The sequence below is a fragment of the Sphingomonas sp. T1 genome (assembly GCF_902506585.1).
In the GTDB taxonomy this organism is placed as follows: domain Bacteria; phylum Pseudomonadota; class Alphaproteobacteria; order Sphingomonadales; family Sphingomonadaceae; genus Sphingomonas; species Sphingomonas aerolata.
The window spans coordinates 3270588-3284625 of the sequence record NZ_LR733875.1 but is presented as its reverse complement, the minus strand read 5'-3'; the positions used below and the strand labels follow the sequence as shown (position 1 = coordinate 3284625).

The 14038-nt window shown below is 67.4% G+C and carries 10 protein-coding genes; 5 read left to right on the top strand and 5 right to left on the bottom strand.

Features of this window, described 5'->3' with window-relative positions; all coding sequences use genetic code 11:
* Position 1: 1 nt before the first annotated feature.
* The 3 genes from GV027_RS14945 to GV027_RS14935 all read left to right on the top strand — a co-directional run bounded on the left by GV027_RS14945 (position 2) and on the right by GV027_RS14935 (position 2190).
* Positions 2-670, top strand: coding sequence for a phosphatase PAP2 family protein (locus tag GV027_RS14945; RefSeq protein ID WP_159512343.1), 669 nt, complete (start codon positions 2-4; stop codon positions 668-670).
* Positions 671-703: 33 nt separating this feature from the next.
* Positions 704-988, top strand: a complete 285-nt coding sequence (locus GV027_RS14940; protein ID WP_042466252.1) for a hypothetical protein — start codon at positions 704-706, stop codon at positions 986-988.
* 89 nt (positions 989-1077) lie between these two features.
* Positions 1078-2190: an AI-2E family transporter gene (locus GV027_RS14935; RefSeq protein ID WP_159512953.1), complete on the top strand. Its 1113-nt coding sequence runs from the start codon at positions 1078-1080 to the stop codon at positions 2188-2190.
* A gap of 90 nt (positions 2191-2280) precedes the next feature.
* Here GV027_RS14935 and metK read toward each other — a convergent pair whose 3' ends face one another.
* Together metK and lnt are read right to left on the bottom strand one after the other, a co-directional pair.
* Complete coding sequence (gene metK / locus GV027_RS14930) at positions 2281-3498, bottom strand: methionine adenosyltransferase (RefSeq protein ID WP_031395305.1); 1218 nt, start codon at positions 3496-3498, stop codon at positions 2281-2283.
* A gap of 72 nt (positions 3499-3570) precedes the next feature.
* A complete protein-coding gene (gene lnt / locus GV027_RS14925; protein ID WP_268893569.1) occupies positions 3571-4587 on the bottom strand; it encodes an apolipoprotein N-acyltransferase in 1017 nt (338 codons plus the stop codon).
* A gap of 102 nt (positions 4588-4689) precedes the next feature.
* Between lnt and GV027_RS14920 the strand changes: the two genes are divergently transcribed.
* Complete coding sequence (locus GV027_RS14920; protein ID WP_031440657.1) at positions 4690-5898, top strand: LL-diaminopimelate aminotransferase; 1209 nt, start codon at positions 4690-4692, stop codon at positions 5896-5898.
* A gap of 111 nt (positions 5899-6009) precedes the next feature.
* On the opposite strand, the gene GV027_RS14915 is transcribed toward GV027_RS14920, so the two are convergent.
* On the bottom strand, positions 6010-7299 hold the full coding sequence (locus GV027_RS14915; protein ID WP_159512341.1) for a homoserine dehydrogenase: 1290 nt from the start codon (positions 7297-7299) through the stop codon (positions 6010-6012).
* Positions 7300-7397: 98 nt separating this feature from the next.
* Here GV027_RS14915 and GV027_RS14910 point away from each other — a divergent pair, with 98 nt between their 5' ends.
* The gene (locus GV027_RS14910) at positions 7398-10145 is read left to right on the top strand and encodes a [protein-PII] uridylyltransferase (protein WP_159512340.1); all 2748 of its coding nucleotides are present in this window, start codon (positions 7398-7400) and stop codon (positions 10143-10145) included.
* A gap of 192 nt (positions 10146-10337) precedes the next feature.
* Here GV027_RS14910 and GV027_RS14905 read toward each other — a convergent pair whose 3' ends face one another.
* Both GV027_RS14905 and infC read right to left on the bottom strand, forming a co-directional pair.
* Entirely contained in the window at positions 10338-13157 is a 2820-nt protein-coding gene (locus GV027_RS14905; protein WP_159512339.1) for a TonB-dependent receptor, read from the bottom strand.
* 346 nt (positions 13158-13503) lie between these two features.
* Positions 13504-14034 (bottom strand): translation initiation factor IF-3, encoded by a 531-nt coding sequence (gene infC / locus GV027_RS14900; RefSeq protein WP_031396176.1) that lies wholly within the window; start codon positions 14032-14034, stop codon positions 13504-13506.
* Positions 14035-14038 lie beyond the last annotated feature (4 nt).

Genomic DNA, 14038 nt, shown 5'->3' with positions numbered 1-14038 from the left:
GATGACGGGCAAGAGCAAGAGTGCGGCGGCCAAGATCACCGAGGTCGACCGCAAGGCGACCTACAAGCTGGCCGAACACCGCGATGCGCCGGTGGTGAAGGCGACCGGCTTTCTCGCCGAGGTTGCCGACCAGCCGCAGCTGATCGCGACGTCGATCGGCACGCTGGTAATCGGGCTGGTCGCACGGCGGCCCGACCTGATCCGCGGCGGCGCGCGGATGCTCGCCTCGCATCTGGCGGCGACCGCGGCGAAATCGGTGATCAAGCATTCGGTCGACCGGACGCGGCCGGGCCATGCGCTCGACACCGGCAAGGCGCGGTTCGAGACGGGCGACAGCCAGGACCACAAGCAGACGTCCTTCCCGTCGGGCCATACCGCAGGCGCGGTGGCGGTCGCGCGTGCGGCGTCGCGCGATATCGACGGCGCGGCGATGCCGTCGGCGCTGGCGACGGTCGCGGTGGCGGCGGCGCAGCCGGTCAACGGCAAGCATTATCTGTCCGACCTGGTAGTCGGCGCGGCGGTCGGCTGGATCGCCGAGGCGGCGGTCAGCGCGCTGTTCGACCGTGTCGCGCCGGTCGTCGAGCATGTTATTGAAAACACGGAAAGATCCGCGGAGCACGATCCCGCGACGTTGCCGAACGGGGTCCAGGGAACCGTTCCGCCTGCGTGACGGTTTGGATGGCCTCACAAGAGGGATTTATTCATGAAGACCATTGCTACCGCGCTCATGCTCGCAACGCTGACCATTCCGCTCGCAGCCTGTGGCGGCAAGGGTGACGACAAGCTGGGCAGCCAGGTCGAAGGCGCCGCGGAAAACCGTGCCGACGCGCTTGAGGCGGCTGCCGACAATCTCGAGGATCGCGCCGAGGCGGTTCGCGATCAGGGCGAGAAGCAGGGCGAGGCGGTCGACGACGCGGACGTGAACGCCGCCGCGATGTCGAACGAGCAGAAGGCGGCCCTCGTCAACGGCAGCGCCGCGCTGCGCTAAGTACAATGATGCCGTCCCCGCCGATTCGGGCGGGGGCGGTATCGTCGGCGGCGCCTGGGGCCGACCGACGATGTTGGGGGGGATGCATGATGATCAACCGGCGCCGGCTCGAAACGGGCGGATTCCTGATATTCCTGGTGGTGATCACGATCGCGCTCGTCGTGGTCGTCTGGTCGTACGCCCTGGCGCTGCTGTGGGCCGCGCTCGCCGCGATCCTGTTCCAGCCGCTGTTCCAGCGTCTGCTGGAGCGGATGCCGACGCGTCGCAACACCGCCGCTGCGCTGACGCTGCTGATCATCCTGTTCGCGGTCGTCGTGCCGAGCATGATCATCGGCGGGATGATCGTCGACCAGGCGGGCACGGTGTATACCCGCATCCAGAATGGCGAGATCAATTTCGCCGCCTATTTCAACCAGGTGCATGATGCGTTGCCGACGCGCCTGCAGACGCTGCTCGACAAGGCCGGGTTCGATTCGATCGAGCGGATCCAGGCGCGGCTGTCGCAGACGATGGGCAACAGCGTGCGGACGATCGCCAGCCAGGCGCTGTCGATCGGGCGCAACGCCGCCGCCTTCCTGCTCGCCTTTGGTATCGCGCTGTACGTGATGTTCTTCCTGCTGCGCGACGGCGAGACGATCGGTCCGAAGATCTGCGACGCGCTGCCGCTCGAGCGGTCGGTCACCGCCGCGCTGGTCGACAAGTTCGTGTCGGTCGTGCGTGCGACGATCAAGGGCACGGTGATCGTCGCATTGGTCCAGGGCGGGCTGGGGGCGGCGACCTTCTGGATCGTCGGGCTGCCCGCGGCCCTGCTCTGGGGCCTGCTGATGGCGCTGACCTCGCTGCTCCCTGCGCTCGGGCCGGCGATCGTCTGGGTCCCGGTTGCGGTCTATCTGCTCGCGACCACCGCGATCTGGCAGGGACTGGTGGTGATCATCTCGGGCGTCGTCGTGATCGGCATGGCGGACAATATCCTGCGGCCGATCCTGGTCGGGCGCGACACGGGGATCCCCGATTTCGTCGTGCTGGTCACGACGCTGGGCGGGATCGAGCTGATCGGCCTGAGCGGCATCGTCGTCGGGCCGCTGGTCGCGGCGCTGTTCCTGGCGTCGTGGCAGATCCTGACCGAGCAGCGGCACCGGCAGCGCGCGAGCGCGCCGATGGTCGGCGACGCGGCGGGGGCCGACCGGTCGCCACCCGGTTGATCGGTTCCGATTTGTCGTAGCGGACATGAAAAAGCCTCCCCCGAACGGTCCGGGGGAGGCTTTTCTGTATCACCTATCAGGCGAGGTGCGTCAGGCGGTTGCGGCCTTCAGCTTGTCGACCAGATCGGTGCGCTCCCAGGTGAAGCTGTCACCCTCGGGCTCGCGGCCGAAATGGCCGTAGGCCGCGGTCTTCTTGTAGATCGGCGCGTTGAGCTTGAGGTGCTCGCGGATGCCCTTGGGCGTCAGGCGAACGAGCTTGGGCAGGACCGCCTCGAGCTTGGCCTCTTCGACCGTGCCGGTGCCGTGCGTGTCGACATAGACCGACAGCGGCTCGGCGATGCCGATCGCGTAGCTCAGCTGGATCGTGCAGCGGCGGGCGAGCCCGGCGGCGACGACGTTCTTCGCCAGATAGCGCGCGACATAGGCGGCCGAGCGATCGACCTTAGTCGGATCCTTGCCCGAGAACGCGCCGCCGCCATGCGGGGCTGCGCCGCCGTAGGTGTCGACGATGATCTTGCGGCCGGTGACGCCGGCGTCGCCGTCGGGGCCACCGATCTCGAACGCGCCGGTCGGGTTGATGTAGATCGCGGTCTCGTCCGAGATGAAGCCTGCGGGCAGCACGTCGGTGAACACGCCCATGACATAGTCGCGCAGCTCGGCATACTTGGCCGGATCGGGATTCTTGCCCTTTTCCGAATAGCCCGGCGCGTGCTGGGTCGAGACGACGAGCGCGGTCGCGCGGACCGGCTTCTCGTTCTCATAGGCGAGCGTCACCTGGCTCTTGGCGTCGGGCTCGAGGAACGGGGCCGCGCCCGAATGGCGATCGGCGGCCATCCGCTCGAGGATCTTGTGGCTGTAGTAGAGCGTCGCGGGCATCAGGCCGGGCGTCTCGTCGGTCGCGTAACCGAACATGATGCCCTGATCGCCGGCACCCTCGTCCTTGTTGCCGCTCTCGTCGACGCCCATCGCGATCTCTGCGGACTGGCCGTGGAGGTTGTTCTCGAAGCGGAACTCGTTCCAGTGGAAGCCCGACTGCTCGTAGCCGATTTCCTTGACGGTGTTGCGGACGGCCGCCTCGATCTCGTCGAGCACGCCGTCGGCCCACTGGTCGTTCTCATAGATGCCCTTGCCGCGGATCTCGCCGGCGAGGACGACGAGCTGCGTGGTCGTCAGCGTCTCGCAGGCGATACGTGCCTGCGGATCCTTGGCGAGGAACAGGTCGACGATCGTGTCGCTGATCTGGTCGGCGACCTTGTCGGGATGGCCTTCGGAGACCGACTCGGAGGTGAAGAGAAAGGACTTGCGCATGAAACCTCTTCGCAAAAGGCCCGGCGGTGGGGCACCACGGAGCATCATATAAGGAAAGCTTTATATGTCCTTCTAGCGTTCGCGGCGGCGCAGGGCAACGGCCAAGGCGATCATCGCCGCCATGACCAGCCCCGCCGCCAGATTGCCGAGCCGCGCGAACAGCGTCACGGGCAGCGCGGGCGGCATCGGCAGCTCGGCCGCACCTGCCGTCTCGTGCGCGACGGTGGCGAGCAGGCGGCCGTCCGCGGCGATGATCGCGGAGATGCCGGTCGGGGTCGCGCGGACGATCGGCAGCCCCTCCTCGATCGCGCGCATCCGTGCCTGGGCCAGATGCTGCGGCGGGCCCCAGCTGCCGAACCAGGCGTCGTTCGAGGGGTTGAAGAGCAGCCGCGGGCGATGCGCGCGGTCGACCGTCTGCCCTGAGAAGATGATCTCGTAGCAGATCTGGATGCCGATCGACCCGAAGCCCGCGAGCGTCAGATTGCCCGGCCCCTCGCCCGAGGTGAAGTCGATGTCGCCGGGGACGAGCCGCGCGAGCCCGAGCGGTTTCAGCAGCCACGGCATCGGCAGATATTCGCCGTAGGGGACGAGATGCGCCTTGTCGTAGCGACCGCGCAGCCGCGCCTGTGCGTCGATCGCGAACACCGAATTGGTCGCGCCCGCGATCCGGTCCTCGCGGTCGAACGAGAGCGACGTGCCGCCGGTCAGCAGGATGTCGTCGGGGCCGAGCAGCCGCGCGATCCGGCGGCGCAGATAGAGCGGGCTCGACCAGTCATAGGCGTAGAAGGGATAGCCGTCCTCGAGATAGTCGCGCACCACGCCCTCGGGCCAGACGACGAGGCGGGGGGTGGCGCCAGGCGTGCCCGACAGCTTTTCGAGCGCGGAAAGCACGCGTTCGCCATCCGATTCGCTGCGATCCTCCTGGCCGATATCGGGCTGGACGACGCGGACGCGGGGGGCGTTGGCGGGGGCCCGCACCCCACCCCCTCCCGTCATCCTGACGAAAGTCAGGACCCAGAGCCAAGCAGCGTACAAGCCCGCCGCTCTGGGTCCCGGGTCAAGCCCGGGATGACGAAGAAGGGCGGGCACGCCGCCTCCACCCCCCACCTTTCCCGCCAGAACCCAAACGCGGTGGATGACGCCCCCCGCGGCATACGGTACAGCACCCCTTCCTCCAGCTCGGGGCCGATCATGTCCGACGATTTCTACCGCATCAAACGCCTGCCACCCTATGTCATCGCCGAAGTGAACGCGATGCGGGCGGCGGCGCGGGCGGGCGGCGAGGACATCATCGATCTCGGCATGGGCAATCCCGACCTGCCGCCGCCCGAGCACGTCATCGCCAAGCTCGTCGAGGTCGCCAGCAAGCCCGGCGCGCACGGCTATTCGCAGTCGCGCGGCATTCCCGGCCTCCGCAAGGCGCAGGCCAATTATTACGGCCGCCGCTTCGGCGTCGACGTCGATCCCGAGACCGAGGTCGTCGTGACGATGGGCTCGAAGGAAGGGCTCGCCAGCCTCGCCACCGCGATCACCGCGCCCGGCGACGTCGTGCTCGCGCCCAACCCCTCCTATCCGATCCACACCTTCGGCTTCATCATCGCCGGCGCGACGATCCGCGCGGTGCCGACCACCCCCGACGACGCCTATTTTGAGAGCCTCGAGCGCGCGATGGCGTTCACCGTGCCGCGCCCGTCGATCCTCGTCGTCAACTATCCGTCGAACCCGACCGCGGAGGCGGTCGACCTCGCCTTCTACGAACGGCTCGTCGCCTGGGCGAAGGAGAACAAGGTCTGGATCATCTCCGACCTCGCCTATTCCGAGCTCTACTACGACGGCAATCCGACCCCCTCGATCCTCCAGGTCAAGGGCGCCAAGGACATCGCGATCGAGTTCACCTCGCTCAGCAAGACCTATTCGATGGCGGGCTGGCGGATCGGCTTCGCGGTCGGCAACAAGACGCTGATCGCGGCGATGAGCCGGGTGAAGAGCTATCTCGACTACGGCGCCTTCACCCCGATCCAGGCCGCCGCCTGCGCCGCGCTGAACGGCCCGCAGGACATCGTCGCGCGCAACCGCGAGCTCTATCACAAGCGCCGCGACGTGCTGGTCGAAAGCTTCGGCCGCGCCGGCTGGGACATCCCCTCGCCGCGCGCCTCGATGTTCGCCTGGGCGCCCTTGCCGCCCGCGCTCGCGCATCTCGGCAGCCTAGAATTCACCAAGCAGCTCCTCACCCACGCGCACGTCGCGGTCGCGCCCGGCGTCGGCTATGGCGAAAATGGCGAGGGCTATGTCCGCATCGCGATGGTCGAAAACGAACAACGCCTCCGCCAGGCCGCGCGCAACGTGAAGCGCTACCTCCAGAGCATGGGCGTCAACACCCCCGCCCAGGGCGCCGGCTGACCCGCCGCCCCCACCCGTCACCCTGACGAACGTCAGGACCCAGAGCCAAGCAGCGCAGCGCCCCGCCACCCTGGGTCCCGGGTCAAGCCCGGGATGACGCCGGCCGGGCACTCACCCCAGAATATGCATCCACAACGGCTGCCCCACCAGACTCTGCGACCCGCGCAATTTCTCCAGCGCCTGCGCCACAGACCGTTCCGGCCCCTCATGCGTCACGATCGCGACCAGCACGCTGCCGTCCGCCATCGCGCCGCGCTGGATCAGGCTCTCGATCGAGACGCCCGCGTCGCGCATCGCCGCGGCGATCTCGGCCAGCACGCCGACCCGGTCCGCGACCGTGAAGCGCAGATAGGCGCGGCCCCGCCGTTCGCCGCTGTCGGCGGTCGCCGCCGCGACCAGCGACGCCGCCGGCATCGCATAGGGCGGGCCGTACTCGCCGCGCGCGATGTCGATCAGGTCCGCGACCACCGCGCTCGCGGTCGGCCCGTCGCCCGCGCCCGCGCCCTGGAACAGCAGCCGCCCGACGAAATTGCCCTCCGCGACCACGGCATTGAGCGACCCCGTGACATGCGCGAGCGGATGGTCGACCGGCACCAGATGCGCATGCACGCGCTGGAACAGCCCGTCCGGCCCGTCCTCCGCCAGCCCGAGCAGCCGCACGCGGTAGCCCAAAGCCGCCGCCTCGGCGATGTCCGCGCCCAGCAGGTGCCGGATGCCGCTCGCCGCGACCGTGTCGAACGCCGGCCGCGTCCCGAACGCGATCGAGGCGAGGATCGACAGCTTGTGCGCCGCATCCACCCCGTCGATGTCGAAGCTCGGATCCGCCTCGGCAAAGCCCAGCGCCTGCGCCTCGGCGAGGATCTCGGCAAAATCGCGCCCTTCTGCCTCCATCTTGCTCAGGATGAAATTGCACGTCCCGTTGAGGATGCCGTAGACCCGCCCGATCGCGTTCGCCGCCGCGCCCTCGCGCAGGCCCTTGATGACCGGGATCCCGCCCGCGACCGCCGCCTCGAACTTCAGCGCGACGCGCGCCGCCTCCGCCGCGGTCGCCAGCTCATAGCCGTGATGCGCGAGCATCGCCTTGTTCGCGGTGACGAACGACTTGCCCGCGGCGAGCGTCGAGCGCGCGAGCGTCAGCGCGGGGCCGTCCGATCCGCCGATCAGCTCGACGACGACATCGACGTCCGCCTGCTGCGCCAGCGCGGTCGTGTCGTCGACCCAGGCGAACCGCGTCAGATCGACGCCGCGATCCTTGTAGCGGTCGCGTGCCGACACCGCGACGACCTCGATCGCGCGGCCGGCCCGTCTGGCGATCAGCTCGCGGTTCGCGTCGAGCAGCCGGATGACGCCGCCCCCCACGGTTCCCAGGCCCGCCAGTCCCACGCGCAACGCTTCGCTCATCGTCTTCCTTTCGCCAAACCCGCGCAAAGACCTAGGGTTCGGGAAGGATTCCCGCAATCAAGATGACGAATGGCGCCGCGCGCCCTATCTGGTCCCGCATGACCGGCCGCTTCGATCACCTGCCCAACCGCCGCGCGATCATCGATCGCCGCGCGGTCGCCGACACCATCGCCGCGCTGGACGAGACCGACCCGGTCGCGCTCGGCCGCCAGGCGACGATCCTGCTCAAGGCCGCGCTCGACGCGGGCCGGGTCGAGGTCGCCAAGCGGCTCGCCGAACATCCCAGCCGCGGGCTCGAGGTGTCGAGCGCGCAGGCCTATCTGATCGACCAGCTGCTCCGCCTGCTGTTCGACTTCACCACCACCCGGCTGCACCCTGCGCCCGCCCCCACCCCCGACGACCGGCTCACGCTGATCGCGGTCGGCGGCTATGGGCGCGGCGAGATGGCGCCGCATTCGGATGTCGATATCGGCTTCCTCACGCCGGGCAAGCAGACCCCGCGGGTCGAACGCATCATCGAATCGATGCTCTACACGCTCTGGGATCTCGGCCTGAAGCTCGGCCAGTCCAGCCGCTCGCTCGACGAGATGATCCGCCAGGCCAAGGCCGACATCACCGTCCGCACCGCCCTGCTCGAGGCGCGCTACGTCACCGGCGACATGGATCTCTACGAAGAGGCCTCACGCCGCTTCAAGGTCGAGGTCCAGGCGGATACCGCGCGCGCGTTCATCGCCGACAAGCTCGTCGAGCGCGATCTGCGCCACCGCAAGATGGGCGACACGCGCTATGTCGTCGAACCCAACGTCAAGGAGGGCAAGGGCGGCCTGCGCGATCTCCACGCGCTGTTCTGGATCGGCAAGTACATCTACGACGTCCAGCGCGCGGCCCAGCTCGTCGATGTCGGGCTGTTCACCAAGGCCGAATACCGGCTGTTCCACCGCGCCGACAATTTCTTCCAGGCGGTGCGCTGCCACCTCCACAGCATCACCGGTCGCGCCGAAGACCGGCTGACCTTCGACGTCCAGCGCGAGATCGCCGACCGGATGCGCTTCTCCGACCGCCCGGGCAAACCGAAGGTCGAGCGCTTCATGCACTTCTACTTTCTCCAGGCGAAGACCGTCGGCGACCTCACCGGCGTGTTCCTCGCGCATCTCGACGAGAAGTTCGCCGCGCGCGGCCGCCGCTTCGGGCTGCCGACGATCCGCCGCAGCCCGCGCCGCCTGAACGGCTTCGTCCTCGACCGCGGCCGGCTGGCGCTGCCCGACGACGACTTCTTCCGTGCAAGTCCGGTCCGGCTGATCGAGATCTTCCAGCTCGCCGACCGCAACGCGCTCGAGATCCACCCGCTCGCGATGCGCGCGGCCGCCCGCGACGTGAAGCTGGTCGACGACATCCGCGACGATCCGACCGCCAACGCGCTGTTCCTCGATGTCCTAAGCTCGCCGCGCGATCCCGAACTCGTCCTGCGCTGGATGAACGAGACCGGCGTGTTCGGCCGGTTCGTGCCCGATTTCGGCCGCGTCGTCGCGCAGATGCAGTTCGACATGTACCACCACTACACCGTCGACGAACACACGATCCGCGCGCTCGGCCTGCTCGCACGGATCGAGAATGGCGCGTTGAAGGACGACCATCCGCTCGCCAGCGCGATCTTCCGCCAGATCGTCTCGCGCCGCGTCCTCTATGTCGCGGTGCTGCTCCACGACATCGCCAAGGGTCGCGGCGGCGATCATTCGATCCTCGGCGCGGAGGTCGCGCAGCGCCTCTGCCCGCGCTTCGGCCTGTCGCCGGCCGAGACCGAGACCGTCGCCTGGCTCGTCCGCTGGCATCTGCTGATGTCCGCGACCGCGTTCAAGCGCGACCTGTCGGACTTCAAGACGATCCTCGATTTCTGCGACGTGGTGCAAAGCCCCGAGCGACTCCGCCTCCTGCTCGTCCTCACCATCGTCGATATCCGCGCGGTCGGCCCGGGCGTCTGGAACGGCTGGAAGCGCCAGCTCCTCGGCGACCTCTATGAATCCGCCGAGGAGGTGCTCCGCCTCGGCCACAAGCAGAAGGGCCGCGCCGAACGCATCGCCGCCAAGCACGAAACGCTCCACGCCGATCTCGGCTGGAGCGACGCCGAATTCGCCGCGTTCGTCCGCCGCATGCCCGAGGCCTATTGGATCGCCGAGCCCGAGGACGTGCTCGTCCACAATGCCCGCTTCCTCGCCGGCACCGGCGACGCGCAGCTCGCGATCGACGCGCATGTCTATCCCGGCCGCGGCGCGACCCTCGTGACGATCTACGCCGCGGATCATCCCGGGCTCTTCTACCGCATCGCCGGCGCGATCCATGTCGCGGGCGGCAACATCATCGACGCGCGGATCCACACCACGCGCGACGGCATGGCGGTCGACAATTTCCTCGTCCAGGACCCGTTCGGCCGCCCGTTCGACGGCTCAGAACAGCTCGCCCGGCTGAAGACCGCGATCGAGGATGCGCTCGCCAACCGCGGCAAGCTCGCCGACCGCCTCGTCGCCAAGCCGCTCCCGCGCGCGCGCGCCGAGGCGTTCGACATCGTCCCCAACGCGATGATCGACAACCGCGCCTCGAACCGCTTCACCGTAATCGAGGTCAATGCCCGCGACGGCCCCGCCTTGCTCAACCGGCTCGCCCAGGCGCTGTTCCAGTCGAAGGTGACGATCCACTCCGCGCATGTCGCGACGTACGGCGAACGCGCGGTCGACACCTTCTACATCACCGACCTCACCGGCGACCGCATCACCGCCCCCGCCCGGCTGAAGACCCTCGAACGCCGCCTGCTCGCGGCGGCCGCCGGCAAGGAACTAGACCTCGCCGCCTGACCCCTCCCGTCATCCTCCTTTTCTTTTCGTCATCCTGACGAAAGTCAGGATCCAGAGCCACGAACGTCTCGCTGAGTTATCCTGGATCCTGACTTTCGTCAGGATGACGGACGTGAGCGAAGGCCCGCCACAAACGAAAAAGGCCGGCCCGCTCTCCCGAGCGGACCGGCCTTCCCTAGCGACGTCGAACGCTCAGAACCGCGTGCGCACCGTCAGCCCATAGGTCCGCGGCTCGGCGAGGTACGAGGTGAAGATCTGGTTCCCCACCCCGCCGAACGCCTTCACCTGGTCGAGATTGCCAGCACCCTGGAACGGCGCGTTGAAGCCGACCTGCTGGTAATCGGTGTCGAGCAGGTTCTGCGCCCACAATTCGACCGCCCATTTCTGCGCCGGCCCGCGGATGCCGATACGCGCGTTCATCAGGAAGAAGCCGTCCTGCGCCTTCTCGGTGAACAGGTCCGACCCGGTATTATAGTCGCTGGTCATGCGGCCATCGATGTAGAACAGCCCGGTGATCCCCGACGACCCCAGCTCGGGCGTCCACGTCCCCGACGCGGTGACCGTGTGCTTGGGCGCGTTCGACAGCGTGTTGCCCGACAGCAGGAACAGCGCGGGGTCGAGGGCCTCGCCCGTCTCCGACCCGACCAGGTTGTTCTTGAACGTCGTGTCGACATAGGTGTAGCCGAGGCTCACCGCGACGTCGCGGACCGGGAACAGCCCCGCCTCGAGCTCGACGCCCTGCGACCGCACGCCGTATTTCACGTCGCCGGTGCACGCGCCCGTCGCCGCACTCGCATCGCGATCCGCGCCGTTCAGGCTGGTGTCGCACGAGCTGATGTTCTGGACGATGAAGTTGGTGCCGTTGAACGTGTTCAGCTGGAAGTTCTTGAACTCCTGGCGGAAGCCCGCGACGTTGAAGGTGAACTGCGCGGAGGTGAACTTGAGCCCGAGCTCGTAGGAATTGACCGTCTCGGGATCGAACCGCAGCCGGCTCGCGCTCGCATTGGTCGGCGACGAGAACACGTTCGCGGTCAGGTCCGACCGGTCGAGGTTGTAGCCGCCCGCCTTGTAGCCGCGCGAATAGGACGCATAGAGCAGCGTGTCGGTACGCGGCTTGTACGACACGATCCCCGTGCCGCTGAACTCGCCTTCCTTGAACCCGTCGTTCAGATCGAGCCCGTTCAGCGCCGAGGTCGAATTGCCCGTGCAGGTCAGCGTGACGATCCCGCCGACCAGCGTCTTCAGGCTGGCGGGCACCGCCGCGCTCGCCAGCAGCGGGCTCAGCGCCGCCTGCTGCGCGGGGCAGACGGTGTTGTTGTTGTTGAAATCGGCGTGGAAATCCTTCGCCTCATGCGTGTAGCGAAGCCCGCCGGTGATCGACAGCTTGTCGGTGACCTTGAAGATGTTGTGCGTGAAGAACGCGTAATTCTCGCTGTCCTGATAATAGGTCGACCGCTGGTCGCCCAGATTGTTGAGCGTGCTCAGCCGGTCGATGCCGCTCAGGATGGTACCGGTCAGCGCGCCGAAGGCGGGCTGCGTGCCCGGAGCCTGTCCCGACAGGACCGCACGTCCCGCCGCGCTGAGGCAGCCCGGATTGGCCGGATTGCGCAGCGCCGCCGCCGGGTTGACCGTCGCGACGATCCGGCACGCGGCGAACGCGCCATATTGCGTCCCGAACTTCAGATTGTCCGCGACGACCAGGTCTTCCTTCGAATAATAGCCGCCGACCAGCCAGTCGAGCTTGTCGTCGAACAGCGACCCGTTCAGCCGGACTTCCTGGCTGAAGGTGTGGAACTGGCGATAGCTGTTGCCGTCGTCCGCGCGGTAGCCGATGTCGAGATTGCCGTAGTCGATGTCGGCCGCGCCGCCCGACTTGTATTCGCGATACGCGGTGATCGAGGTCAGCTGCGCAAAGCCGAGGTTCGCGTCGATCTGGCCCGAACCGCCATAATCCTTGGTGATGTTCGAATAGGCGCGGCCCAGCGTGTTGGCGATGCGGCGGTTATACGGGTCGCCCTGACTCGGGAACACCGCGCCCATGCTCTGCATGACCTGCTGGATGCGGTTGCCCGCGGGGTTGATCGCGAAGTCGCCCGCGACGCCCGGCGTCGGATCGATCTTCTCGCGCGTGTCGATATAGACCGCACCACAGCATTTCTCGTCGCGCCGCGTGTAATCGCCGATCAGCCGCACCGACACGTCGGCGCTCGGCTCGAACAGCAGCTGCCCGCGCACGAAATACCGGTTGCGGTCGTTGTAATCGGTCTGGTTGATGACGTCGTAATAATAGCCGTCGCGCTTGCCGAACACGCCGTCGAGCCGGAACGCCAGCTTGTCCTTGATGATCGGCCCGGTCAGCCCGCCCGCGATGCGGATATTGTTGTAATTGCCATAGGTCGCGTCGCCGTAACCGCCGAACTGGTAGGAGGGCAGCTTGGTCAGGATGTTGATCGTGCCCGCCGATGCGTTGCGCCCGGCCAGCGTCCCCTGCGGCCCGCGCAGCACCTCGATCCGGTCGACTTCGCCCAGATCGTTCAGACCCGACCCCGTGCGGCTGCGATAGACGCCGTCGATGAACACCGCGACCGAGCTTTCGAGGCCGGGATTGTCGCCGACCGTGCCGATGCCGCGGATACGCGCCGAGGCGTTCGCCTCCGACCCCGTCGACGAGATCAGCAGCGACGGCGCGAGCTGGGTCATCTGGCGGATGTCGGTCGCACCCGAATTCTGCAGCGCGGCCTGGCCGACCGCGGACACCGCGATCGGCACGTTCGACAGCCGCTCGGAACGCCGGGTCGCGGTGATGACGATGTCGCCTGCGTTGATCGGCTGGGGATTCGCGTTCTCGGCGACCGGCTGCTGCTGCGCATCGACCGACGCGGCGGCGGTACCCGATGTATTTGAGGGTACGGTCTGCGCCTCGGGCTGCGTCGTCGGGACATCCTGTGCGAAGGCCGGCACCGCGATCGCGATCGTCGCGGCGGCAGACAACAGATATGCGGTCATGCGCATGGGCATCTCTCCTGGCGGCTTCGAATTATTTCGAATTTCCGGTTTGGTCAGGAGGTAATTGGAATTTTCATGCAGCGTCCACCGATTTCCGTATGCGGAAGTAACTTTCCGGTCGCTGTGTCGCACTTCCGCAACACCGAGCAATAACACCGCGTGATAGCCCCGAAATCGATGCATCGCGCACGGGCGGTTCGCTCCCCGCGATTGACGCTACGGAACCTGCGATCGCGCGCTCAATCCCCCAACCCGACCCCAACGCAAACGGCCCACCGCCCCGGACAGGGGGCGATGGGCCGGTCGCTATCGTCGTATCGCGTCCCGCATCGCGGGCCGCGTCGTCACGCCGTTACTTGGGCGCGAGCACCATCAGCATCTGACGGCCTTCCATGCGCGGATACGCCTCGATCTTGGCGATCTCCGCGACGTCGTCCTGCACGCGCTTCAACAGGTTCATGCCCAGCTGGCCATGGCTCAGCTCGCGGCCACGGAAGCGCAGCGTGATCTTGACCTTGTCGCCCTCGCCGATGAAGTCGTTCACCTTCTTCATCTTCGTGTCGTAATCATGGTCGTCGATGTTCGGACGCATCTTGATCTCCTTGATCTCCTGCGTCTTCTGCGACTTGCGTGCGAGGTTCGCCTTCTTCTGCGCCTCGTACTTGAACTTGCCGACATCGAGGAACTTGGCGACGGGCGGATCGGCGTTGGGCGAGACCTCAACCAGGTCCAGGCCATGCTCGGCCGCCTGCTCGATCGCTTCGCGCGTGTACATCACGCCCAGATTCTCGCCCTCGTGATCGATCACGCGGACCTTCTGGCTCTGGATGAATTCGTTGAATCGCGGGCCGTTCATCGCGGGCGTCTGCATGGGCCGGCGCATCGTG

What these genes read in the sequence shown, in the direction of transcription:
- GV027_RS14945 (WP_159512343.1), top strand. Translation starts at nt 2, where the DNA reads ATGACGGGCAAGAGCAAGAGTGCGGCGGCCAAGATCACCGAGGTCGAC.
- GV027_RS14940 (WP_042466252.1), top strand. Translation starts at nt 704, where the DNA reads ATGAAGACCATTGCTACCGCGCTCATGCTCGCAACGCTGACCATTCCG.
- GV027_RS14905 (WP_159512339.1), bottom strand. Translation starts at nt 13,157, where the DNA reads ATGCGCATGACCGCATATCTGTTGTCTGCCGCCGCGACGATCGCGATC.
- GV027_RS14915 (WP_159512341.1), bottom strand. Translation starts at nt 7,299, where the DNA reads ATGAGCGAAGCGTTGCGCGTGGGACTGGCGGGCCTGGGAACCGTGGGG.
- GV027_RS14935 (WP_159512953.1), top strand. Translation starts at nt 1,078, where the DNA reads ATGATCAACCGGCGCCGGCTCGAAACGGGCGGATTCCTGATATTCCTG.
- GV027_RS14920 (WP_031440657.1), top strand. Translation starts at nt 4,690, where the DNA reads ATGTCCGACGATTTCTACCGCATCAAACGCCTGCCACCCTATGTCATC.
- GV027_RS14910 (WP_159512340.1), top strand. Translation starts at nt 7,398, where the DNA reads ATGACCGGCCGCTTCGATCACCTGCCCAACCGCCGCGCGATCATCGAT.
- metK (WP_031395305.1), bottom strand. Translation starts at nt 3,498, where the DNA reads ATGCGCAAGTCCTTTCTCTTCACCTCCGAGTCGGTCTCCGAAGGCCAT.
- infC (WP_031396176.1), bottom strand. Translation starts at nt 14,034, where the DNA reads ATGCGCCGGCCCATGCAGACGCCCGCGATGAACGGCCCGCGATTCAAC.